Genomic DNA, 23817 nt, shown 5'->3' with positions numbered 1-23817 from the left:
TCAGTGCCCGGCGGGCCAGGCGATAGGCGCCGGATGGGCCAGCCCGCCCCGGCACTTGAGCACCCGCAACTGCCCGGGACGGCCTTGCACGGCAATTCGCAGGGCCGCCGGCGAGGGGTTGCGCGCCGTCTCCAGGGGGCGGTAGGCAAAAGCCAGGGTCTGGCCGCTTTCCGCCGCCACCTGCAGGCGCCGCAGGGCGCGATCGTCGGCTTGCTGCGGCCAGCACAGCACCGCGCCGCAACTGCCGGAACGCAGGCACTGCTCGGCGGCCCACAGGGCATCACGCTCCCCGGCCTGGATGATCGACAACTGGCGCACATCCACCCCGGCGTTCTGCCAGGCCTGGGGATAGGGCACGAACGGCGGCGCCACCAGCACGATGCGCTCCCCCGCCGCGCTCAGCCGCGCCAGGCTCGGCCACAGCAGTTGCAGCTCGCCCAGACCCTGGGCGGCAATGAGGATTTCGGTCAGTGCCGCTTCCGGCCAGCCGCCCGTGGGCAGCACCGCATCCAGGGCGGCATGGCCGGTGGGCTGCGGGCTGGCAGGCGCGGCGGCCGGGCGGCCTTTCCACACCCGCCCGGCATTGAACAGCGAATCCAGTGCGACCACGGCGCCCATCAGCCTTGCCTCACCAGACCGCAGAACACGCCTTCGATAAACAGTTCGTGGTCGGCCGTGACCTCGATCGGCTGGTAGGCCGGGTTGCGCGGCAACAGGCGAATGCCCTGCCCCTTGCGCTCGAAACGCTTGATGGTCACCTCACCGTCGAGGCGGGCGATCACGGTCTGGCCGTTGCGCACCTCACTGCTGCGGCGCACCGCCACCAGGTCGCCGTCGAGAATGCCGTCATCGATCATCGAATCGCCCTGGACCCGCAGCAGGTAATCCGGAGTGCGGGAGAACATCCCCGGGTCCAGCAGCAACTGGCCGTGTATGTCGGCATCGACGCCAATCGGCGCACCGGCGGCCACCCGCCCCAGCACCGGAATTTCCAGCAGCTCGGGGCGCCGTGGCTGGTTGAGCAGGCGAATGCCCCGGGCCTGATGCGGGTTGACCTCGATGAACCCGGCCTCGGTCAACGCCAGCACATGCTTGCGCGCCACGCTGCGCGAGGCGAAACCGAACGCCTGGCTGATTTCAGCAAGGCTCGGGGGCTGGCCGTGATCGGCGATGCGCTCGCGGATAAAGGTCAGGATGGCAGTGCGGCGGGGAGATAAAGTCGTCATGGAGTACATTTGTACTCCTCTCGGATTTATCTGACAAGAACCGCCAATCAGTCCAGGCCACGGCTGGCCAGGAAGCCGCTGACATAGTCGATGAATGCCTGCACCTTGGCGGTCGCTCGCCGGTGGCTGGGGTACACCGCGAGGATGTGCGGCCCGAAGCTGTCCGGGTCGATCGCGTAGTCGGCCATCACCCGCACCAGGCGCCCGTCGGCCAGGTACGGTGCGGCGCTCCACAGCGGCGTGTGCAGCAGGCCGCGCCCGGCCAGGGCATTGGCCAGCAGCAGGTCGTAATTGTCACTGCGCAGGCGTGGTGCCTGGGGCTGGGGCAGGCTCAGGCGCTGGCCGTCGCGCTCGACCCACCAGAACTCCCGGCTGAGCAAGGGGTGGCGATACAGCAGCCATTCATGTTCTTCGAGGGTCTGCGGGGTCACCGGCCGGCCCTTGCGCGCCAGGTAGGCCGGGCTGGCGCACAGGGCCAGGCGGTTGCTTCCGACCACCCGGGCAATCAGCCCCGGCAGGTCGTCATGGCCTTCGCGCAGGGCCAGGTCGTAGCCGCTTTCCAGCAGGTTGACGAACTCGTCGCACAGGTCCACTTGCAGATTGATCTGCGGGTACTGCTCAAGAAAACCGCCACACACCTGATCCAGGAATGCCTGGCCGTAGGCCAGCGGCGCAGTGATCTTGAGGTTGCCGCGCAGGCCATGCTGCAGCTGCTCCACCTCCTCGCCCACCTCTTCCAGCCGCTGCAGCACCTGGCGCGCGGTCTCCAGGTAGAGCCGGCCGATTTCGGTGAGCACGATGCGCCGGGTACTGCGCTCGAACAGGCGCGAACCCAGCTCGGCCTCCAGGTGGTTGACCGCCTTGGTCAGGGCCGAGGGGGTCTTGCCCAACTGCTCCGCCGCCCGGCTGAAACTGCCCAGCTGGGCGGTGACCACGAACATCTTCAAGGCATTCAACTTGTCCATGGTTTTTCCACCCAGGCAAAAATGTTTTTCGTGAAGCAGCCGTTCTGCCCGCTGCGGGCAGTCCCTAAGCTGGCGATCAGACGCAATAACAAGGAAATGTTCAATGAAAAGATTGACCCCCACGCTGTTACTGGCCGCCATGAGTTTTGCCTCGTTGGAAGCCATGGCCGCCGCCGACCTGGTGCTGCTCAACGGCCAGGTCTTCACCGCCGACCGCGCCCAGCCCAAGGTCCAGGCCCTGGCGGTGGAGAACGGCAAGGTCCTGCAAGCCGGCAGCGATGCGCAGATCAAGGCACTGATCGACAGCCACACCCGGGTCGTCGACCTGGGCGGCAAGACCCTGATGCCGGGCCTGATCGACACCCACTCCCACGCCATCTTCGGCGGCCTGGAAATGACCGGCGCCAACCTGCAGGACGAGGTGGTCAGCCTCGACGAACTGGAAAAACGCCTGCGCGCCTGGCGTGACGACGGCAGCGCCCGGCATGCCGACGTGCTCAGCATCGCCGGCATGAGCTCGGCCTACTGGGCCCAGGCCCAGGCCCTGGGCCAGCGCTTCAACCAGGGTGAATGGGCCAGCGTACCGGTGGTGTTCACCGGCAGCGACCACCATACCGCCTGGGCCAATGACTTCATGCTCCAGCGCGCCGGCATCGACGCCGCCCTGCTCAAGAGCTTGCCCGAGGCCGAGCGCGGCACCATCGGCCAACTGCCCGACGGCCGCCCCAACGGTTTCCTGGTGGACGCCGGCTGGGACCGGGTGGCCGCGAAAATGCCGGTGCCGGGGCCCGAGCAGATGCTGCGCGCCGCGCAGTCGGCCCTGCACTACAACAACAGCCTGGGAATTACCGCCTGGATGGACCCGGCCGCCAACGCCGCCCCAGGCGAAGCGGTGTTCGCCCTCAAGCCCACCGAGCACACCGTCGGCGTGCTGCCGGCCTACAAGGCCCTGGCCGAGAGCGGCGGGATGACCGCCCACGTCGCCGCCCTGCTGGTGGCCAACCCCCGCAGCCGGCCGGCCGACCTCGACACCCTGGACAAAGTGCGCCAGCAGTTCCAGGGCATTCCCAACCTGACCCTGCCGGGCATCAAGATCTTCGCCGACGGGGTGATCGAATACCCGGCGCAGAGCGCGGCGATGCTCGAGCCTTACAGCAACTCGCACAAACCCGGCGAACTGCTGATCGACCCGGCGCATTTTGGCGAACTGGTCAGCGCCATCGACCAGCGCGGCTGGCTGGTGCACATCCACGCCATCGGCGACCGTGCGGTGCGTGAGTCGCTGAACGGCATCGAGCAGGCGCGCAAGGATCGCCAGAGCGGCATCAGCCACTCCATCACCCACCTGCAGATGGTCAACCCCAAGGAGTTCGCCCGCTTCAAGCCGCTCAACGTGATTGCCTCGATGCAACTGCTCTGGGCCTCGGCCGACGACTACACCCTGGACATGATCAAGCCCTACGTCAGCGCCCTGGCGTTCCGCTACCAGTACCCGGCGCACTCGCTGCTCAAGCAGGGCGCGACCATCGCCGGCGCCAGCGACTGGCCGGTGTCGTCGCCCAACCCGTGGAACGCCATGGCCCAGGCCATCACCCGCCAGGGGCCACTGGGGGTGCTCAACGCCGACGAACGCCTGGACCGCGAAACCCTGTTCTATGCCTACACCCAGAATGCCGCGCGCACCCTGGGCCTGGAACAGCAGATCGGCTCGCTGACGGCCGGCAAGCAGGCCGACTTCATCGTCCTCGACCGCGACGTGTTTACCGTGGACGAAAAGGCCCTGCATGAAACCCAGGTGCTGCAGACCTGGTTCGCCGGCCGCGAGATCTACAGCCGCCCACTCTGACCCCGCGCCACCGTTGCACCGCCTGCCCCGCGCCCTGGTGACGCCGGGGTACGGCGCCGCCTTGCCCGCTCCCCCATAACAATCACAACAACGGGATACCCATGAAGACCCTCACCCTGCTCACCCTGGGCGCCGTGTGCCTGCTGCCGCAGGCCGGCCACGCCCTGCCCCTGACCGACGACCTGGCCGTGGAACTGGAGCTGACCCTGGCCAGCGACTACCGCACCCGCGGCATCTCCCAGACCCAGAACGACCCCGCGGCCCAGGCGGCCGTGACCCTGCTGCACAGCAGCGGCCTGTACCTGGGCACCTGGAGCTCCAACGTCGATTTCGGCGGTGGCCTGAAGACCCGCCAGGAAGTCGACTACTACGGCGGCTGGCTGTGGCAGGCCAGCGCAGACATCAGCCTGGACCTGGGCTACCTGAAGTACAGCTACCCCCGGGAAGCCCAGTTCAACCAGAGCGAGGTGTACGGCATCCTCAGCGTCTACGGGGTCAAGCTGGGGGCCTATTACTCCGACGATGCCCCCGGCATCGACAGCCAGCAGAGCACCCTGTACCGCTACCTTGGCTACGAGACCCGACTGCCCCTGGAGCTGGGGCTGCAACTGCGCTACGGCCAGATGGACTTCAAGGATCCGCGGCTGATCCGCGCCTCGGGCCAGGGCGAGGACAGCTACCACGAATGGGAAGCCAAACTGACCCGGGAAATGGCCGGGCTGGAACTGGGCCTGAGCTACATCGACACCGACCTGTCCCGCAGCCAGTGCACCAGCAACTACGGCTTCAGCGACCTGTGCGGAGCGACCTGGGTGGCCAGCATCAAGAAGACCTTCTGAGCGACAAGCCGCCCGCCCCCGTAGGAGCCGGCTTGCCGGCGAAGGGGCGCGAAAGGCATGCGCCCTGGGATCAGCCGCGCTGCAGGATGCGGTCCATCACCCGGTCGGTCTTCAGGGCTTCGCTGGCCAGGGCCGGGTGCCGGATCTGGCCGCGGATATGGGCGTTCATGCCCTGCACGTGATGCCACTGGATGTGCGCGGGGTTGTCGATGAACAGGTTCAGGGTCTCTTCGGCTTCAAGTTGCAGCGGATGCTCGTCGAACACGGAAAAAGTGATGCGCCCCTGGCTGCCGACGATTTCCACCCGGTCTACCCGGCGGTCGGCGACGAAGTTCCAGGCGCCGCTGCCCAACGCCCCACAGGCGAAGCGCCAACTGGCGCTGACCGCATCCTCGGCGGCATACAGCCCGGCCTGGCGGGTGCTGAAGCCGGCCACCTCGACGATATCGCCCAGCAGGTACTGGAACAGGTCCAGGCCATGGCTGGCCAAATCGGCGAAATAACCGCCGCCGGCCACTTGCGGGTCGGTCCGCCAGTTGACCGCGCCGTTGCGGTCGGCCTCGGAGGCAGCCTTGCTCAGGCTCCAGTGCAGGTGCCGGACCTCCCCGATGCGCCCATCCGCCAGCCATTGCCGCACCTGCGCAAAGCGCGGCAAGGAACGCCGGTAATAGGAGACGAACAGATGCAGCCCGGCCTGCTCGAAAGCCTGCTGCATGGCCAGGCTTTGCCCGGCATGCAGGGCCATGGGTTTTTCCACGCAGCAATGCTTGCCGGCGGCGGCCACTTGCAGGCTGTAGGCGTAATGGCTGTCGGGGGGCGTGGCGATGTACACCGCGTCCACCTCGGGGTCGTCGATCAGGGCCTGGGCATCGGTGTACCAGCGGGCAATGCCATGGCGCTGCGCATAGTCGCGCACCGCCTCGGCCCGGCGCCCCATCACCGCCACCAGCGCCGACCCCGGAACCTTGTAGAAGGCCGGGCCACTCTTGCGCTCGGTGACACTGCCGCAACCGATCATGCCCCAGCGCACGGTCTTCAGCGGCTCGGCCCCGGTGTTCATTTCGACGCTTGCAGCGCGCGCAGGTCGAGCTGGCCGTTGTGCAGCGGCGGGCACCAGTAGTAGCCCCCGGTGATCGGCCGGCTCATGCGGTACAGGCCGTCGGTGATGCCGTCTTCCAGGCCGCTCATGCGCCGCAGTTGGGCTTCGAAGGCGTTCAGGGTGTGGCCGAAGGCAAGGAACATCAGGCCACCCTTGTCACCTTCGATCCACGGCATCGAGCGGCGCACGAGAAAGGCTTCCGGGGCGAAGCTTTCCTGGGCGGTGCGCTTGACGTGTGCCGAGACCGGCGCGTCGTCCAGTTCTTCGTTGTCGCTCAGGCGCCGGCCCATGATGTGGTCGCGCTCTTGCTGGTGCATCGCGGCAAAGCCCTGGAAGTCGTGCTGCCACTGCTGGATCGCGGCAAAGCTGCCACCGCGCAGGCCGTCTTCGCCCTCGGCCAGTGCCGCGGCCACGGCGGCTTCGTCCTGAGGGTTTTCGGTGCCGTCTTCATAACCGGTGAGGTCGTGGCCGGTCTTGTGGCGGAAGGTCTCGTTCATGCCGACCAGGCGCAAGGCCGGGGCCAGGGAGGCCGCCAGCTCGTTGCTGCGGTGCAGCAGCTCGCCGCGATCATCACCGTGCAGCCAGACCCACAGCGCGTGCTGGGTCGAAGGGTTGTCCACGCCCACGCCGGTCAGCGCCGGGAACGCCTTGAGCCCTTGCACTCGCGCGCCCAGGGCCTTGACCAGCGACGCGCCAAAACCTGCCACCGCCGTTGCGCCATCCACCCGTGCCAGCAACTGGTCGAGGGCCTGGGGCAACGCCTCGATGGACTCAAGGGCAAAGAACAGGTGGCGGGCCTGGGACGGAACGGGTGCAGCGAGGATGCCGGGCTGGTAGTAACTCATGGGAACTCCTGAATAAAGGCGCAGGAGTTTACCGCCATGGGCTGCCGGCGTCAGCGTCGAAACGGGCAAGGCTTGTCGCCGCTTGCGCGGCAACGTTGCAAGGCCGTGGTGAAAAGGCCGGGCCGGGGTTGTGCGGCCGCTGCCGCAGGCTGAGAACGGCATGGGCGGCATTGCGACGCAGCAGACGCGGGGATCTTGAGGCCGCTCAAGGTTCGACGGGAGATCGCCAAGCAAGGTCCTGCGGGCCTTTGCGCAGCCTCGCGGGCTCGGCAGCGGCTACAGGGCGGCCTTCAATGCAGCGCCGCCTCTTCGCGAAAGGCGCTGGGGCTCAGCCCGGTCCAGCGCTTGAAGGCCCGGCGGAAGCTGCGCACGTCGCTGTAGCCGACCTCTTCGGTGATGCGTTCGATGGACAGCTCCGGGTTGCCCAAGAGGTTCAGGGTTCGCGCCTGGCGCACCCGTTCCAGCAGCGCCTCGAAGGTCAGGCCGTGTTCGGTCAGGCGCCGGCGCAGGGTGCGCCCGCTCATGTTCAAATCCCCCGCCACCTGCTCGATATGGCTGCCGGCCCGCAGGTCCCGGCTCAGGGCGCGCTCCACCGCCTGGATCAGGTCCATCTTCTGGTGCACCTGGGCGCTTTCCAGTTCCAGCAGCTTGAGCGCCTGGCGCAGCGCCACCGGATGATGGTTGGGCAGCGGCGCCTGCAACCAACGGGCCTCGATCACCATGCGCGCCTGCAGGCAGCCGAACTGCACGTGGGGGCCCAGCAACCGGGTATAGAGCTCGGCATAGGCCGGCGCGGCGTGCATGAACTCCACCCGCAGGGCCTGGAAATCCGCGCTGACCAGGGCCCGGCCATAGATCAGCAGGCTGGCGAAGAACTCTTCCGCGGCAAAGATCTGCACCTCGCCGTAGGGCAGGCGGCATTGCAGCTCGACAAAGAACTCTTCGCCCTGGCGCCCGACATCGGCGCTGACGATGGTGCCGGAGGTGTGCTGATGGCGGATGCCCAGCTCGAAGGCGTCCCCCAGGGTCCGGCACAACGACAGCGCATGCCCCAGCAGGCCCAGGGTGCCCAGCACGTTGCGGCTGCCGACCCAGAGCCCCAGGCCCTGCTGCGGCAATGCCGCCAGGGCACGTTCGATCATCGCCACCGCCTGGCGATAGGAGATGCGCAGGGTCGGGTCCTGCAGGTCGTCCAGGGTAAAGCCCAGGCCGCGACACAGGCGCTCGGCGCTGACGCCCTTGGCTTCGGCGACATCCGCCAGGGTCTGCAGCAGGAAAGGTGAAACCAGGGCCAACTGGTCGTGGGCATCGGCGGCTTTGATCTGCATGGGAGTGGGCTTCCGGGCCGCTTGAGCGGCTGTTTTTATTGTCGGTCAGGCACCGGTGCCAAGGCTTCACCGGCGGTTCAAGCATATCCCGTTGCCTGGGGTTTTACGGGGGAATGTAACAAAGCATTGCAAAGTGTCCGACAAAGTCCCCCTCCCTGTCCGCCAATACCCTGCCCCGCGCCCGGCCCAGGGCTTATTTCTATGGGGCGGGCGGCGTGCCTGCCGCCGCGCCCCCACTAACAATAAGAATGAGCCCTACCATGCACCCGACCCGCCTCACTCGCTCCCTGCACCTGGGCGTGGCCCTGGCCGCCTGCGCCAGCCTGAATGCCCAGGCCACCGAATCCGGGGTCGACAATATCGGCCCCGGCACCGACGGCTTCTACGTGCTGCCCCTGAGCCCCGACCAGCTCCCGGAGCACATGTTCGCCTTCAACCTCTACTACAACCATTACCAGGCCAGGAAGCTCGACATCAGCTCCTTTGGCGGCAAGGTCCAGGAGGTCAGGATCACCTCCGACGCGATCATCCCGCGCCTGGACTACCTGAGCCCGCTGCGGGTCCTGGGCGGGCGCCTGGGCGGCTACGTGGCCCAGCCCTACCTGCGCCAGCAGGTGTCGCTGTACGGCCAGAGCGACCGCCGCGAAAGCATGGGCGATACCACCTTCGCGCCGATCATCCTGTGGGACATGGGCCCCGACCTGACCCTGGGCGCGGCCTTGGAAGTGACCCTGCCCACCGGGCAGTACGATGCCGACCGGCTGGCCAACACCAGCAACAACTTCACCACCTACAAGCCGCTGTTTTCCATGACCTGGCTGCCCAGCGAGCGCACCGAGCTGTCGTTCAAGAGCACCTACAGCTTCAATCAGGAGAACCACGCCACCCACTACCGTTCCGGGCAGATCTTGCACTTCGACTATTCGGCCAGCTACCGCCTGACCGACGACCTGAGCCTGGGGCTCAACGGCTACTACCTGAAGCAGACCACCGACGACAAACAGAACGGCAAGACCGTGACCTTCATGGGCGAGGACGTGAGCGACGGGGTACGCGGGCAAGTGTTCGCCATCGGCCCGGCGCTGCACCTGCGCTTTCTCAGGTACGCCAGCGCCGAGATCCGCTGGGCCAAGGAGTTCGACGTGGAAAACCGCCCCGAGGGCGACATGCTCTGGGCCAAGCTGACCATTCCCTTTGCCCTGTGAAACCCGCGGCAGCCTGAAGCTGCTGCGGGCTCGGCGGGAGATCGCCAGGCAAGGCCCTGCGGGGCTTTGCGCAGCCTCGCCGGAGCTCGGCAGCGGCTACAGGCGGTTGCCGGGACGCGTTTCGTGTAGCCGCTGCCGCAGGCTGCGAACGGCCCGTAGGGACGCGGCGTTCTTAAGGCCGACAGCGCTCCGACGGAGGATCGCCAGGCAAGGGCTATACGTGGGATCAGTACACCGGCCAGCGTTCGACGATGCGCCCGCCGCGCAGGGCCAGCAGGTCGCCAAACTGCAGCAGTACCGCTTCGCTCTGCTGCGGGCGCAGGAAGACCTGGTCGTCCACTTGCAAGCCCACGGCGCGGGAGCCGTTGACCATCTCCTGGTTGGAGCTGCGACCGAACAGCTCGTTGCTCTGCAGACCCGCCGGCGATTCGAAATCCGCCAGCCAGTGGCCGCCATAGATGAAGAAGGTCTGGCGCTGGTTGCGGTCCCACCAGGAGAACAGCCGCGACTTGTCGTCCAGGGCCGGGATCCGCACCGGCCCGGTACTCTTGAGCACCGGGGTGGCGATAAAGGCGGCCGGCACGTGCTGCTCCAGGGACGCCAGGTCGTAGTGGCTGGGCTTGAGCAGTGCGGTGCCCACCGACACTTCGCTGCTCAGGGATTCCTGCTCGTGACGACGGTAGCTGGGGCTGCCGGCGGTATTGAGGGTCAGGCCGGCGTGCCACAGCGCCGGGTACTGCTGGCGGGTGAAGTCGACAAAACCGTTGTAGAGCGCCATGACCTGGTCGAACAGGCTTTGCGGCGAGCCCAGAATCCCCGGCACGCCCATGTCGACAAAGGGGTCGTAGCCCATGAACCCGGCAAACTCCAGGTGCCGGGGGTGGGCGCTGATCAGCGCCAGCATCTGCCCGAGCACGGCATGGTCCGCCACGCCGCCACGGTGCAGCCCCACATCCAGTTCGATGTTGATGCGCATCTGCGTGCCCAGGCCCTGGGCCAGCGCCAGGTACTGCTGCAGGCGTTCGGGGGTATCGAGCAGCCATTGCAGTTGCCGGCGCGGGTCGAACGGCCCCTTGAGCTGCTGGTAGAACAGCTCGACGGCGCGGATCGGCAGGGGCTTGCCCAAGAGGATATCGGCGTCGGCAAATACCTCGGCGTCGTGGTTGAGAAACGGCTGGTGGAAGGACATCAGGCGCCGGGTACCGGCGCGCTGGGCGATGTAGGCCAGGAGCCCGGGCGATGGCAGGGATTTTTCCACCAGGCGCAGGTGCTTGCCGCCGCGCTGCACCGACTGCATGACCACATCGATGTTGTGGTCCAGGCGATCCAGGTCGATCAGCATCACCGGTTGCATCGGCCCGTGGGCCTTGAGCTCGCGATTGAGCTCGGCGAAGTACGGGCTGTAGGGCTGGCCCCGGTCGCCGGGCCGCAGCCAGGCGCCGACACCGGCCAGCAAGACTCCGGCCCCCAGGGTGCCGGCCATGAAATGACGACGGTTCATTGTGCGCATCTCCTGTTCACGCCACACCCAGCACCGAGGCCAGGTGGGCGTTGATGAATTTGCCTTGCGGGTCCAGCGCCTGGCGCACCCTGGCGAAGGCTGCCCATTGCGGGTACAGCCCCTGCAGGGTGCGGGCATTGAGGCTGTGGTGCTTGCCCCAGTGCGGGCGCCCCTGGTACTTCCAGAAGATCGGCTCCACGGCGGCGAAGAAGTTGTGGTGGTCCATGCTGTAGTGCTGGTGCACCGAGATCGAACAGCTGTCGCGACCTTCGAACATGCTCAGGGGGATGTCGTCGGCCTTGACGTAGCGGTACTCGACGGGAAACCAGGTGCGCAGGTCCTTGTCGCGGATCAGCGCGAGGATTTCCCGCAGGCACGCCGGCCCCAGGTGCGCCGGCACCGAGTACTCCATTTCGTTGAAGCGCACGCTGCGCACGTTGGCGTAGATCTGGTAGGAATCCCCCACCCGCTCATCGAAGCGCGCCAGCCAGCGCAGGCTGTTGAGCAGGTGGCGGCGGGTCTCGGGGAAGTCGCTGACGTACTTGTCGAGGTTTTCGATCAGGTTGACGAACTCGTTGCCGCCCTCCTCGGCCGGATCGGTGGGCGGGGTCGGCGGCTCCGTGGTTTCGTTCAGGGCCACCGCCAGGGCGTAGTCGGAGTGGGTGACCACGAGCATTTCCCAGTGCTGGTTGTCGCGGGTCAGGTTGTCCATGTCCTCCAGCAGTTCCTCGGTCTTGCCGATCCACTGTTTTTCCCGCAGGCGATAGGCCTCGCGGTTCTGCAGGCGCACCCGGGTCGCCACCCCCAGCGCGCCGAGGGACACCCGGGCGGCGTGGAACACCTCGGCGTTGCGCCGGGGGTCGCAGTCCAGCACTTCGCCGCCGGCGGTCACCAGTTGCAGCCCGCAGACCCGGGACGAATAGGAACCGAAGCCGACCCCGGTGCCGTGGGTGGAAGTGGCAATCGCCCCGGCCAGGGTCTGGTAGTCGATATCCGCCATGTTCCACAGCGCCTGCCCCACCTCCTTGAGCGCCGGGCCCATCAGCGACATGGGCGTGCCGGCGGCGAATTCGGCTTGCAGGGTCTTGGGGTCGTGGTCCAGCAGGCCGTTGAAATAGGCCAGGGACAGCAAGGTGCCGTCGGTGGGCACCAGGGCGCTGAAGGAGTGCCCGGCACCCACCGGGCGGATCTTGCCCGGGGCCTGGCGGACCACCTGGCGCAGTTCATCCAGGTCCTTGGGCGCCAGCCGCGCCTGGGGCAGGCAGCTTTGCGCGCCGGACCAGTTGCGCCAGGGAATCAGCCGCGGGGCGCGGGCCAGTTCGGCCAGCAGCGGGTTGCTGCACAGCGCACTGAACGCGCCGAGGGCGCCGGCCCCTTGCAGCAGCCGGCGTCGGGAAAGGTGCATGACCATGAAGGGGGAACCTGTGCTTTTTATTGGAATGAGTGGCCGGACATGAAGCTGATCAGGGCCAGGAACTGCTCTTCGCTGCACTGCATGCACTGGCCCATGGGCGGCATGCCCTGGTAGCCGTTGATGCTGTGGTCCAGCAGGGTGTCGGCACCCTGGGCCAGGCGCGGCGTCCAGGCCTTGGCATCGCCGGCCAAAGGCGCGCCGGAGGCCGGGTTGGCATGGCACAGCTGGCAACTGCTGGCGTAGACCTGGGCCAGGGCCGGGTCGGCCGGGCTCTGGCGGGCGGCGTCCAGGCGCACGGCAGCAGGCGGTTCAGCCTCGCCGCAGGCGCTCAGCAGCAGACCCAGGGCCAGGCCCAGGGCGCTACGAATCGGTAGCCAAGAGTGGCGCCGCAACGGGCGCGAACAGGCGGGGGTGACAGTGGGCATCGGCGGTCCTCAGTGCGGCCAGGGCAAGGGGCCCGCCCCGGCGACAGCGGCGGACCACACCCGGCCACACTAAGACACCCGCGCCCCGGGGTTGAGGGCATTGGCGGCCAGCCAAGGGGACAGGCTCGGCCAGCCAGGGCGCGCACGGTCAGCCAGAGGCTGCCTGCATGGCAACGGGCCCATGCCTGCCCCGCGCCTTACTTGATCCGATAGTGGAAGGTGTTGCGCACCGCCGGCACCGTTACCGCCTGGCCGTCGATCAGCCGCGGCTGATAACGGAAAGTCGCCACCGCTGCCAGGGACGGGCGCATGAACAGGGGGTGGCAACCGTCGATGACCTTGGGGTTCTCCACCCGCCCCTGGGGGTTGACGCTGTATTCCACGGTGCAGTCGCCTTCCAGGTTCTTGTCCAGGGCCCGTTGCGGGTAGTCCGGGGCCTCCTTGCTCAGGGGCTGGTACTGGCGACTGTCGGCCGCCGCCTGGGCCGCCTGCTGGCGCGTGCGCTCGGCAGCCAGCCGCGACTGTTCGGCACGCTGGGCCTGCGCTTGTTCCTGGGCCACACGTTGCTCGGTATCGCGCTGGCGCTGCTCGGCCTCCAGGCGCTCGCGCTGCTGGCGCTGCTGCTCCTGCACCTGCTCACGTTTCTTGTCTTCCACCCGCTTGCGCGCCAGGGCCGCCTGCTCCAGCTTCTGCGCCTGTACCTGGGGGTCAACCCGGGGCCTGGCCGGCTCCGGCGCAGCCGCGGGCGGTGGCGTTGACGGTGGCGGTGGCGCCACCTCGGCCACCGCCGGCAGCGGTTCCGCGGGGGCGGCAGGCGGCGCCAGCATCACCAGTTGGGTGGTCAGTACCGGCGGCGTCTCGACCTGCGGCTTGTCCACCGACCCGCCCAGCACCAGCGCCACCAGCACTCCGGCGTGCAGGGCCAGGGCCAGGCTGGCCGCCAGGCTGTTGCGCCAGAAGCCGGACGCCTCGGGCCGCAGGGGCATCGCGGTGGGGTTGTGCATGATCATCGCCGTCATTGCGGGGCCTCGGTCACCAGCCCCAGGTTGTGTACCCCGCCCTGCTGCAACGCGGCCATGGCCGCCACCACGCTTGCATAGGCGGCGTCCTGGTCGGCGCGGATATACACCTGGGTGTCGCCGCGCCGGGCAATCACCTGGGCCACCTTGGCGCGCATCTGCTCAAGGTCCACAGCGCTGTCGGTGTGATTGCGGGTGTCCAGTTCACCGCCCAGGTTCCAGTAGTAGCCGCCACCGGCCTGCACCGACAGGGTGAGGATCTGCTGGCGGCTGTCGGTGGCCAGGGCTTCGCTGGCGACCTTGGGCAATTCGATCTTCACCCCCTGGGTGAGCATCGGCGCGGTGACCATGAAGATCACCAGCAGCACCAGCATCACGTCGATGTAGGGCACCACGTTCATTTCCGCCTTGGGTCCGTGCTTGCGTTGCGGCCGGGTCAACATCGGCTTGCTCCTTCTCTCAGGCGGCCACGGCCAGGTGGCTCGGGGTGCCCTGCAAGGTGCGATGCAGGCGTACTTGCAGTTCATTGCCAAAGGCGTAGTAGCGGGTCAGCAGGGTCTGGCTGCGGGCCGAAAAACGGTTGTAGGCAATCACCGCGGGAATGGCCGCGAACAGGCCGATGGCGGTGGCGATCAGCGCCTCGGCAATGCCCGGGGCTACGGTGGAAAGGGTCGCCTGCTGCACCTGGGACAGGCCGAGGAAGGAATTCATGATCCCCCACACGGTGCCGAACAGGCCGATATAGGGGCTTACCGAACCCACAGTGGCGAGAAACTGCAGGCCCTTTTCCAGGCGGGTTTCCTGCTCGCTGATGGCCACGTACAAGGCCCGTTCCACACCCTCCAGCACCCCTTCTCCGGCACCGCCGGGCTGGCCGCGCAGGTGGCTGAACTCCTGGTAGCCGGCGGCAAAGATCGGCTCCACGCCGCCTTCGGCGTCGCTGCCCTTGGCCACTTCGCGGTACAGCGGCAGCAGCTCGGGGGCGGCGCGAAAACGCTGGATGAAAGCCTGGAAGCGCTGCTCACGACCGCGCAGCACGGCGCCACGCTGGATGATCAGGTACCAGCTGAGCAAGGACGCCAGGAGCAAGGTCAGCATCACCGCCTTGACCAACAGGCTGGCATCGCTGATCAGCCCCCAGATGCTCATGTGTTCGAGTGTGGCCTGCATGGTGGAACTCCTTCTCGGGTGCCCGCCTGGGCTGGCGGGGCTATTCGATGACATTCAAATGACAAGGTGATGACCGCCGGCTCAGGGCAGCTTCAGGGCCTGGGTGACCTCGGCCCAGGGCACGAACTTGAAGTTCTGGGTCTGCTCGGGCATGCGCTTGCGCCCGTCCTGGACCACCAGCAGGCCCTGGCTCCAGGGCCCGCCGAGGTTGGCCGAGGTGACTTCCAGGCCATCGGTTTCCGAGGCGCCGTCGATCCCCGCGCGGGCGTTGAGGCTGACCCGGAAGGCGCCATGGGAAGCGAACGGCGGTTCGGCATCCAGCACCAGGTAGCTGTCGTTGCCCTGGCTGGAAATCACCAGGTAGTCGCGGGCGTTGCTCTGGTACAGGGCCAGGCCCTCGACATCGGCCTGCAACAGGCCGCCGACCTTGATCACGCTGTGCAGGGTCGCCGGCTGCTCGGGCCGGGCATCCACCGCCCACACGCCGACGTCCTCTTCCCCGAGGAACAGGCGCTGGCGCTGGTCATCGGCGACACAGCCCTCGGGCTGGCTGGCCACCTTGAACCGGCGCACCAGCTCGCCCTGGGCGGTACCGCCGGGGGCGCTCAGGCGGTACTGGACGAAGGTGCCGTCCTTGTCGTTGGCAATGGCGTAGATCTCGCCACTGGCCGGCTGGAACAGGCAGATACCGTAGATTTCCTTGAGCGGCGTGGGCACCTCCCCGGCCTCGCTCAGCTCGCCGCTGGCGCGGTCGATGGCGAACAGGCTGAGGCTGTTGCGGTCGCGGTTACTGGCCACGGCCAGGTCCACACGGCGCTCGCCGAGCTGGAAGTTGGGCCGCACGTCGACGTTGTTCAGGCGCCCCACTGCCAGCTCCTGCAACAGCTTGCCCTGCAGGTCGTAGGCCAGCAGGCCCTGCTTCTTGTTGGTGCCCAGCACCCGGCTCAGGGAGGGCTGCTGCGGGTGGACCCAGATCGCCGGGTCATCGGCGGCATCGCCCTGGCGCCCCACCGGCTCGCTCTGCGCCGCCGCCTGTACGGTGGGCAATACCGGCGGCAGGGCCAGCGAGGTGGCCTGCCAGTTCAACTGGCCCTGGTACAGGCGCCCATCCTCGTCATCGCGCAGCAAGACCTGCAGGCCTTTGTCGCTGGCGCGCAGGGCGATGTTTTCCGGTTCCTTGAGGCCGGCCAGGGGCAACGTGGCCTGGGCCACCCAGCCTTTTTCCTGCTGCTGGTAGAGATGCAGTTGCGCGGCCTTCGGGTCCAGGCCCAGCACCCCGCCCGGCACCAGGGCCATGGCCCCGGCGCTTTTCCTGATGTCGCCAAAGGGCGCGCGCAGGGCCACCGGCTGGCGCGCGGTGTCGGCTTCGGCATGGGCCGGGTAGGCCCACCAGCCGACATTCTGTTCATTGACCAGCAGTTGCTGGGCGGCGTCGTCCACCTGGCAGAACTTGGCCTCCGGCGGCAGGGGCAGGCCACGTACCCGCTGCGGCTCGGCGCTCAGTTGCGCGCCGTGGCCCACCAGCCACTGCTCGCCCTTGCCCTCCTCGCCCACCAGGAACAGGAACAGGTTGCTGGCCTCGTCGCGGTACAGGCACAGGCCGTTGACCGGGTAGTCCCGAGTAGGCAGGTACAGCGGCTGGCCCCAGGTGCGGCTGGCCGGGTCGAGGCTCACCAGCAGCGCCTGCTGGCGCTGGTTGTCGAGGCTGGCCACCAGCAGTTGGCCACCGGCGGCGCGGCTGTCCAGGCCGTTGAACGAGCCCTTGAAGCGGGCCAGCTGGCGGCCCTGTTCGTCCACCAGCAACAGGCCTTCGCGCTCGCTGGCCAGCAGCCGGTCGGCGCCTGTGCCGGCGGGCACGAAACCCAGGCCGGTAACGCCCGGGGTCTGCTCGGCCCAGGGCTTGAGGTTCAGGCCGGGCACGCTGGGGGCAGCCAGGGCGGCGCCACAGGTCAAGCCAATGCACAGGGCCAGCAGGCCATTTCTTGCGGTCGATACAGTGCTCATCACAATCCTTGGGTGTGCGGTCGGGCAAGGGCCCGTTGCTTAGAAATGGGTGAAGGTCAGGCCGAGCTTGTAGGTCGGGCCGTATTCCTCGTACTGGGCGTTGTAGGAGCGGTTGCCGGTGTAGACGAAGTACGGCTGGTCGGTGAGGTTCTGCGCCTCGAAGCTCAGTTGCAGGTTCTTGGTCAGGGAGTACTTGGCGCTGAAATCGACGAAGGTCTGGGCATCCACATGCAGGTCGTGGGCCTTGTCGCTGATGGAGGCCAGCTCATAGAGGTAGGCCGATTTGTAGTTGGCCGACAGGCGCAGGCTGAGCTTGTCGTCTTCCCAACCGAGCATCAGGTTGCCCACGGTGTCCGACTGGTTGGGCAGGTCGATGTCGCGCTTGCGGTTGACCCCGGCCTTCTGGTCGAAGCCCTCGATGCTCGCACTGGAGCGGCTGAAGGTGCTGTTGGCGCCCAGCAGCAGGCCGTTCCACGGCGCCGGCAGCCAGTCGAATTTCTGCGAATAGGCCAGTTCCAGGCCGTACAGCTTGGCGCTGTCGCCGTTGGCGAAGGTGTGCGCCTCGGAGAACCCGCTCCAGGCGCCGGTGCCGGCCAGGTCGGTGTTGTAGACGAAGTTCTGGATGTCCTTGTAGAACACGAAGGCCGAGACGCTGCCGGCACGGCCCATGTAGTGCTCGATGCCCAGGTCCAGGTTGCTCGACTCCAGGGGCTTGAGGTCGGGGTTGCCGAAGGTCGCCTCGTCGCCGTCGATGACAAAGCCCGGGGCCAGTTGGCCGAAGGTCGGGCGCACCACGCTCTTGGTCCAGGCCGCGCGGACCTGGGTGTTCTTGTCCAGCTGGTAGCGCGCATGCAGCCCCGGCAGCCAGTGCTGGTAGCGGCGTTGGGTGTCGGTGGCGGTGAAGGCGCCGTCGGTGACCCCGGTGCCCTTGGCCTCGAACTCGGTACCCTCGTAGCGCAGGCCGGCGATGAAGCGCCAGTCGTCGATGTCCAGGGTGTTCATGAAGTAGCCGGCGTTGATGTCTTCGCGGATCTTGAAGTCGTTGACCCGGGATTCTTCCTCGTCGTAGAAGGCCGCCTGATTCAGGCCGCCGATCAGTTGCTTGATGGCGCCGCCACTGATGCCCGGGCCGAAGCGGCCAAGGGAATAGTCCACGTTGCCCTTCTGGAACTGCCCGAGGTTGAGCTGCTGGTCGGTAAAGCCCAGGGTGTCGAAGTCCTTGTAGACCCAGGCTTCCAGGTCGTTGTCCTTGTTGCGCCGGCTGACTTTGCCGCCGAACTTGAACTGCGCGGCGTAGCCACTCAGGTCATAGTCCCGGGCCAGGTCCAGGCGCAGGTTCTTCTCGGTGTCGGTGGTGTTCTGCTTTTCCCAGTCGACCTTGTCCAGGGTGAAGTTGGCCGGGTCATAGAAACCGGCGCCGATCACCGGGCGCGGCTTGCCGTTGTCGTAGAAGCCGCTGTCGGAAAAATCGCTGTTGCCCTTGAAGGTGGCCCCGGCGATATGCGCCGGGCTGTCTTCGCTGGAGCGGCTGTAGCCGGTCTGGCCGCTGAGGGTCCACAGGCCCAGCTGGCGCTCGCCGCCGAACACGTAGGACTGGATCTCCTGGGTTTCCTCGCGCTGCTTGAGCTTGCGCGAGGCTTCGGCGTCGCCGCGCTCGCCGGCCGCCAGGGGGTCGGCGAACTCGATGCTGGTGGAGTTGCGGGTCTCGCTGTCCTTGTAGCGGCTGTACAGGGTGCGCAGGTAGTAGCTACTGCTGTCGTCGGGCTTGTAGTCGAAGTTCAGGCCGCCACCGGCGCGCTCGCGGCTGATGGCGTAGTCGCGCTGCTCGAATTCCTGCAGCTTGGCGCCTTGCTCGAAGTCCCAGGCGCCACCGGTCTCGACGTTGTCGGAACCGAAATCGCGCTTCTGCCAGCTCAGGGCCGCGGCCACGCCGAAATTGTCGACGCCGTCGCCGAGGCTGAAGCGGTTGCTCGCCGCGCCGGAGAATTTCGGGCTGGCCTGTCGCGTGTTCTGGTCGTAGCTGGCCTCGCTGCTGCCGGTGTAGAACAGGCCCTTGTGGTCGAAGGCCGAGAGGCTTTTCACATCCACGGTGCCGCCCAGGGAGTTGGCGTCCATGTCTGGGGTCAGGGTCTTGATCACTGACAGCGACTGCACCAGTTCCGAGGGCAGTACATCCAGGGCCACGGCTCGGCGGGCGCTTTCCGGCGAGGGCACCAGGGTGCCGTTGATGGTCACGCTGTTGAGGTCCGGGCCCAGGCCGCGGACGCTGACAAAGCGCCCTTCGCCCTGGTCGCGCTCGATGCTGATGCCCGGCAGGCGCTGCGCCGCCTCGGCGACGTTCTGGTCCGGCAATTGGGCCACGCCGTCGGCGTGCACCACGCTTTCGATGCTGTCCGAGCGCCGCTGCTCCTTGAGCGCCTGGTCGATGCTGGCGGCCTGGCCCACCACTTCCACATGCTCGGTGGCCGCAGGTTCCGCGGCGCTCAAGCGTTCACTGGCGATGGCCATGGCCAGCGCGGTCAAGGTAAAGCTGACAAGCCCGGGACTGCTGCGCTTGTACATGTTGGTCCTCCCCCAAGAGTCCGCTAACGCCGGGCAAGAGGCCCGGCAACTGGGAGGGCACGCTAGGGTCGGCGAATGACGGTTCTGTGACAGGCCTGGGCGGCAACGGGCCAAAACACCCCATTGCCCGGCTTTCGCCCCGGCAAATGAGCTGAATTGACCCCTATCCCCCGCCAGGCGCAGGTCTTGCGGGCCTCTTCGCCGGCAAGCCGGCTCCTACAGATCCGTGGTGCACCCGCCGCCCCGTAGGAGCGGGCTTGCCCGCGAAAGCCATCCCCCGCCAGGCGCAGGTCTTGCGGGCCTCTTCGCCGGCAAGCCGGCTCCTACAGATCCGTGGTGCACCCGCCGCCCCGTAGGAGCGGGCTTGCCCGCGAAAGCCATCCCCCGTCGGGCGCAGGCCTTGCGGGCCTCTTCGCCGGCAAGCCGGCTCCTGCGGGCCGAAAAAAAACGCATTCGCCGTGAGCTGATTCGACCTCACGCCGGGTTTCCCCGGCGTCACCCCACTGTCACAAACATCTGCTGTGCTGGCGCCCTCTCACTCCTGGCAAAAAGGATCGCGGCCATGTTCTCCGTGCTCAAACCCCACCGCTGGAAACTCGCCGCGCTGTTGCTGGCGGCCAATGCCGGGCTGCTGCTGCACCTGGCCTGCGGCAGCCTGAAATCGGTCAGCGAGTGGCAGTGGCTGGACATCATCGGCGAAGGCGGCTCGGCGCTCCTGGCCCTGGTCTGGCTCGGGCTGGTGCTCAAGAGCCGCCCCGCCGGGCGGGTCACCAACTACCTGGCCCTGGGCCTGAGCTGCATTTTCTTTTCCTGGTGGATCGACAGCCTCGACGAGTTCATCCGCCTGCCCGACAGCATCACCTGGGACCACTGGCTGGAGTCCGGGCCGATGCCCATCGGCATGATCCTGCTGACCATCGGCATCTACCACTGGCACCGCGAACAGCTGGCCATCAGCGCGCAGATGGAAAAGAAGGAGCGGCTGTTTCGCGAGCATCGCCAGTTCGACAAGCTCACGCCCCTGGCCGGCGCCGACTACCTCAAGCGCGAGCTGGCCAGCAGCCTGCAAGACAGCCGCCGCCAGCAGCAGCCGTTGTCGCTGCTGGCCCTGGACCTGGACCACTTCGCGGCGATCAACCAGGACTACGGCCATGCCGAAGGCGATGCGGTGCTGCAGGCCCTGAGCCATGTGCTGCTGCTCAACCTGCGGCGCCAGGACCTGCTGTGCCGGCTGGCCGGCGACCGCTTCGTGGTGCTGCTGCCCAACACCGGGGAAAGCCAGGCACGGCTGCTGGCCCTGGAGCTGCAACAGGCGGTGCAGGGCCTGGCACACAAGACCCGACAACACGGCGAGCGCCTGCACCTGGCGGCCAGCACTGCGGTGGTGATGGCCCTGGAGGAAACCCCGGAGGGGCTGCTCAAGCGCCTCAACCTGGCCCTGGCCCGGGCCAAGCAGCCCCTGGCAAAAACCGCCTGAGGCGCCGTCATGACCGTGAAGACCAGTTGGTACGAAGCCGATACGCGGTTTATCCCCGGGCACTATCAACCGGCGGCGCTGATCGACCTGGCGCTGTCCCGGGACATCGACAGCCACCGCCTGCTGCGCGGCACCGGGCTGTTCCACGAGGACATCCTGGCCGGCCAGACCCGCCTCAGCCCGCAGCAGTTCCTGGCGCTGATCGGCAACGGCCGGCGCCTGCTGGATGCCGACGACAGCAGTTTCCTGTTTGGCCAGCGCCTGCTGCCCGGGCACTACGGCGCCGCCAGCCATGCCCTGCGCCATGCGCAGAACCTGCACCAGGCCCTGGACGCCCTGGTGCAGCAGCAGGCGCTGCTCAGCCCCCTGGCCAGCCCGCGCCTGGTGCTGGACGAGCATCACGCCTACTGCTACTGGCTGGACAGCTGCGGCGCCGGCGAGCACTGGCGGTTCCTCCTGGAAGCCAGCATGACTTCACTGGTGGCCATGAGTCAGTGGCTGGCCGGCCAGCGCCTGCCCTGGGAATGCAGCTTCAGCCACAGCGAGCCGCGCTACGTCGAGCAGTACTGGGTGCACCTGGGGGAACAGACCCAGTTCCAGCGGCCCCTGGACCTGATGCGCATCCCCCGGCAATACCTGACCCGGCCCTGGCCCGGGGCCTCGGCCACCGCCGGCCAGGTGGCGCGCCTGGAGGCCGACGAGCACCTGCGCCAACTGGGGTTTGCCAGCAGTTTCCTCGACACCCTGTACCGCTACCTGAAAACCCAGGTACGCCACACCCCGAGCCTGGAGCAGGCGGCCCAGGATTTCGCCATGAGCCCGGCCACCCTCAAGCGCAAGCTGAGCAAGCACCACAGCGGCTACCAGCAACAGGTGGACCGGGTGCACAAGCACGTGGCGCTGTACCTGTACCAGATCAAGGGCTGGAGCAACGAGGCGGTGGCCGAGTACCTGAACTTCAATGACCCGGCCAACTTCCGCCGGTCATTCAAGCGCTGGACCGGCAGCACCCCGAGCTTGATCCGGCAGTTGCTGGGCAGCGGCTGAAACGTTTAATCTCGAACCACGACCGCTGACGCGCCGCGGGCCCGCACAGGGGCGCCGCGGGCCGTCGTGCTCGGGCGCCCGGTGGAAAAACCGCTAAAGCGCCGGGCCATTAAGGCGTATAAACCATGGAGCGATGCCGTCGCTGTCACCGCGCCGGAGCCATTTCCAACACGGGGTAGAGTCATGACCACAGCCAATCTATTGAGCCACCTGTTTCCTGCCGCCGCCGACATCCCCGAAGCCTTTCGCCTGCCCGACCCGGTGGAGCAGCGCGACTACCTGGTGGACGGTGAACTGCGCACCTGGAACGGCCCCCTGGCCCAGGTCCGCAGCCCGATCTACCTGAGCGGCGCCGACGGCGATACCCAGGTGATTCTCGGCAGCACCCCGCTGCTGGACGCCGACACCGCCCTCACCGCCCTGGACGCCGCAGTGCGCGCCTACGATCGCGGCCAGGGCGCCTGGCCAACGATGCGCGTGGCCGAACGCATCCAGCACGTGGAAGCCTTCCTGGCGCGCATGCGCGAGCAGCGCACGGCGGTGGTCAAGCTGCTGATGTGGGAAATCGGCAAGAACCTCAAGGACTCGGAGAAAGAGTTCGACCGCACCTGCGACTACATCGTCGACACCATCGGCGCGCTGAAGGAACTGGACCGGCGCTCCAGCCGCTTCGAACTGGAACAGGACACCCTCGGCCAGATCCGCCGCGTGCCCCTGGGCGTGGCCCTGTGCATGGGCCCCTACAACTACCCGCTGAACGAGACCTTCACCACCCTGATCCCGGCGCTGATCATGGGCAACACCGTGGTGTTCAAGCCGGCCAAGCTCGGCGTGCTGCTGATCCGCCCGCTGCTCGAAGCCTTCCGCGACAGCTTCCCGGCCGGGGTGATCAACGTCATCTACGGCAGCGGCCGCGAGACCGTCAGCGCGCTGATGGCCAGCGGCAAGATCGACATCTTTGCCTTCATCGGCACCAACAAGGCCGCCAGCGACCTGAAGAAACTCCACCCCAAGCCCCACCGCCTGCGCGCGGCCCTGGGCCTGGACGCGAAGAACCCGGGGATCGTGCTGCCCGATGCCGACCTGGACAACGCGGTCAGCGAAGCCCTCACCGGCTCGCTGTCGTTCAACGGTCAGCGCTGCACCGCGCTGAAGATCCTGTTCGTCCACGAAGCCGTGGTGGAACGCTTCATCGAGCAGTTCAACGCCAAGCTGCAAGGCCTCAAGCCGGGCATGCCCTGGGAACCGGGGGTGGCCCTGACGCCGCTGCCGGAGAACACCAAGGTCGACTACCTGCACGCCCTGGTGGCCGACGCCCAGGGCCACGGCGCCAAGGTGGTGAACGCCCACGGCGGCGAGGCCCGGGCTTCGTTCTTCTACCCGGCGCTGCTGTACCCGGTGACCCCGCAGATGCGCGTCTACCACGAGGAGCAGTTCGGCCCGGTGGTGCCCATCGTGCCCTACCGCGACCTGGACACCGTGATCGACTATGTCCTGGAATCGGACTTCGGCCAGCAACTGAGCCTGTTCGGCAGCGACCCGGCCGAGATCGGCCGGCTGGTGGACGCCTTCGCCAACCAGGTCGGGCGGATCAATATCAACGCCCAGTGCCAGCGCGGCCCGGACACCTTCCCCTTCAACGGCCGCAAGAACTCCGCCGAGGGCACGCTGTCGGTACATGACGCACTGCGCACCTTCTCGATCCGCACCCTGGTGGCTACCAAGTTCCAGGAGCGCAACAAGCAACTGATCAGCGACATCATCCGTAATCGCGAGTCGAGTTTCCTGACCACCGACTACATTTTCTGAGGGAGCCCCCGAGCGTTCGCCCTGGCGCGAACGCCC

At 67.4% G+C, this 23817-nt stretch carries 20 protein-coding genes; 6 read left to right on the top strand and 14 right to left on the bottom strand.

The features are described from left to right. From imuA to AC1RL5_RS00735, 3 genes are read right to left on the bottom strand one after another with little or no spacing between them, the layout of a single operon-like run. Complete coding sequence (gene imuA, locus AC1RL5_RS00745) at positions 1-618, bottom strand: translesion DNA synthesis-associated protein ImuA (protein WP_011061974.1); 618 nt, start codon at positions 616-618, stop codon at positions 1-3. After that, a complete protein-coding gene (gene lexA / locus AC1RL5_RS00740) occupies positions 618-1235 on the bottom strand; it encodes a transcriptional repressor LexA (RefSeq protein WP_072449920.1) in 618 nt (205 codons plus the stop codon). Before lexA ends, imuA begins: the two co-directional genes overlap by 1 nt. Positions 1236-1273: 38 nt before the next feature. Beyond that, positions 1274-2191, bottom strand: a complete 918-nt coding sequence (locus AC1RL5_RS00735; protein WP_041118939.1) for a LysR family transcriptional regulator — start codon at positions 2189-2191, stop codon at positions 1274-1276. A 103-nt stretch (positions 2192-2294) separates the two neighbouring features. Between AC1RL5_RS00735 and AC1RL5_RS00730 the strand changes: the two genes are divergently transcribed. Both AC1RL5_RS00730 and AC1RL5_RS00725 read left to right on the top strand, forming a co-directional pair. Continuing rightward, the gene (locus tag AC1RL5_RS00730) at positions 2295-4037 is read left to right on the top strand and encodes an amidohydrolase (protein ID WP_072449919.1); all 1743 of its coding nucleotides are present in this window, start codon (positions 2295-2297) and stop codon (positions 4035-4037) included. Between the two features lie 101 nt (positions 4038-4138). Then, positions 4139-4876 (top strand): TorF family putative porin, encoded by a 738-nt coding sequence (locus AC1RL5_RS00725; protein WP_019093757.1) that lies wholly within the window; start codon positions 4139-4141, stop codon positions 4874-4876. A 70-nt stretch (positions 4877-4946) separates the two neighbouring features. Here AC1RL5_RS00725 and AC1RL5_RS00720 read toward each other — a convergent pair whose 3' ends face one another. From AC1RL5_RS00720 to AC1RL5_RS00710, 3 genes are all read right to left on the bottom strand, one after another. After that, positions 4947-5915, bottom strand: a complete 969-nt coding sequence (locus AC1RL5_RS00720; protein WP_492589123.1) for a Gfo/Idh/MocA family protein — start codon at positions 5913-5915, stop codon at positions 4947-4949. Positions 5916-5932: 17 nt separating this feature from the next. Further along, entirely contained in the window at positions 5933-6820 is an 888-nt protein-coding gene (locus AC1RL5_RS00715) for a Dyp-type peroxidase (protein WP_072449917.1), read from the bottom strand. Between the two features lie 290 nt (positions 6821-7110). Further along, complete coding sequence (locus AC1RL5_RS00710) at positions 7111-8148, bottom strand: AraC family transcriptional regulator (protein WP_011061981.1); 1038 nt, start codon at positions 8146-8148, stop codon at positions 7111-7113. Between the two features lie 260 nt (positions 8149-8408). Here AC1RL5_RS00710 and AC1RL5_RS00705 point away from each other — a divergent pair, with 260 nt between their 5' ends. After that, positions 8409-9353 carry a SphA family protein gene (locus tag AC1RL5_RS00705; RefSeq protein ID WP_072449915.1) on the top strand — a complete coding sequence of 315 codons (945 nt, stop codon included), beginning with the start codon at positions 8409-8411 and terminating at the stop codon, positions 9351-9353. A gap of 226 nt (positions 9354-9579) precedes the next feature. Here the strand turns inward: AC1RL5_RS00705 and AC1RL5_RS00700 are convergent, their stop codons facing one another. The 8 genes from AC1RL5_RS00700 to AC1RL5_RS00665 all read right to left on the bottom strand — a co-directional run bounded on the left by AC1RL5_RS00700 (position 9580) and on the right by AC1RL5_RS00665 (position 19448). Further along, positions 9580-10785, bottom strand: a complete 1206-nt coding sequence (locus AC1RL5_RS00700; RefSeq protein ID WP_492589124.1) for a DSD1 family PLP-dependent enzyme — start codon at positions 10783-10785, stop codon at positions 9580-9582. A gap of 85 nt (positions 10786-10870) precedes the next feature. Then, positions 10871-12199 (bottom strand): D-arabinono-1,4-lactone oxidase, encoded by a 1329-nt coding sequence (locus tag AC1RL5_RS00695; RefSeq protein WP_492589125.1) that lies wholly within the window; start codon positions 12197-12199, stop codon positions 10871-10873. A gap of 86 nt (positions 12200-12285) precedes the next feature. Next, on the bottom strand, positions 12286-12693 hold the full coding sequence (locus AC1RL5_RS00690) for a c-type cytochrome (RefSeq protein WP_258028925.1): 408 nt from the start codon (positions 12691-12693) through the stop codon (positions 12286-12288). A 197-nt stretch (positions 12694-12890) separates the two neighbouring features. Next, entirely contained in the window at positions 12891-13712 is an 822-nt protein-coding gene (locus AC1RL5_RS00685) for an energy transducer TonB (protein ID WP_103407998.1), read from the bottom strand. Then, on the bottom strand, positions 13709-14155 hold the full coding sequence (gene tolR / locus AC1RL5_RS00680) for a protein TolR (protein WP_103407999.1): 447 nt from the start codon (positions 14153-14155) through the stop codon (positions 13709-13711). Before tolR ends, AC1RL5_RS00685 begins: the two co-directional genes overlap by 4 nt. A gap of 16 nt (positions 14156-14171) precedes the next feature. Continuing rightward, a complete protein-coding gene (gene tolQ / locus AC1RL5_RS00675) occupies positions 14172-14882 on the bottom strand; it encodes a protein TolQ (protein WP_011061988.1) in 711 nt (236 codons plus the stop codon). A gap of 81 nt (positions 14883-14963) precedes the next feature. Next, positions 14964-16886, bottom strand: coding sequence for a phytase (locus AC1RL5_RS00670; RefSeq protein WP_492589046.1), 1923 nt, complete (start codon positions 16884-16886; stop codon positions 14964-14966). 39 nt (positions 16887-16925) lie between these two features. Further along, positions 16926-19448 carry a TonB-dependent receptor gene (locus AC1RL5_RS00665; protein WP_401260326.1) on the bottom strand — a complete coding sequence of 841 codons (2523 nt, stop codon included), beginning with the start codon at positions 19446-19448 and terminating at the stop codon, positions 16926-16928. Between the two features lie 562 nt (positions 19449-20010). On the opposite strand from AC1RL5_RS00665, the gene AC1RL5_RS00660 reads away from it, so the two are divergent. The 3 genes from AC1RL5_RS00660 to AC1RL5_RS00650 all read left to right on the top strand — a co-directional run bounded on the left by AC1RL5_RS00660 (position 20011) and on the right by AC1RL5_RS00650 (position 23781). Next, positions 20011-20925 carry a GGDEF domain-containing protein gene (locus AC1RL5_RS00660; RefSeq protein ID WP_011061991.1) on the top strand — a complete coding sequence of 305 codons (915 nt, stop codon included), beginning with the start codon at positions 20011-20013 and terminating at the stop codon, positions 20923-20925. 9 nt (positions 20926-20934) lie between these two features. Further along, a complete protein-coding gene (locus AC1RL5_RS00655; protein ID WP_093409914.1) occupies positions 20935-21972 on the top strand; it encodes an AraC family transcriptional regulator in 1038 nt (345 codons plus the stop codon). Between the two features lie 183 nt (positions 21973-22155). Beyond that, positions 22156-23781 carry an NADP-dependent glyceraldehyde-3-phosphate dehydrogenase gene (locus tag AC1RL5_RS00650; protein WP_492589047.1) on the top strand — a complete coding sequence of 542 codons (1626 nt, stop codon included), beginning with the start codon at positions 22156-22158 and terminating at the stop codon, positions 23779-23781. The last annotated feature ends 36 nt before the right edge of the window (positions 23782-23817 follow it).

Source organism: Pseudomonas sp. GW822-FHT06D10, assembly GCF_058799535.1.
This window is presented reverse-complemented; position numbering and strand designations above follow the sequence as displayed.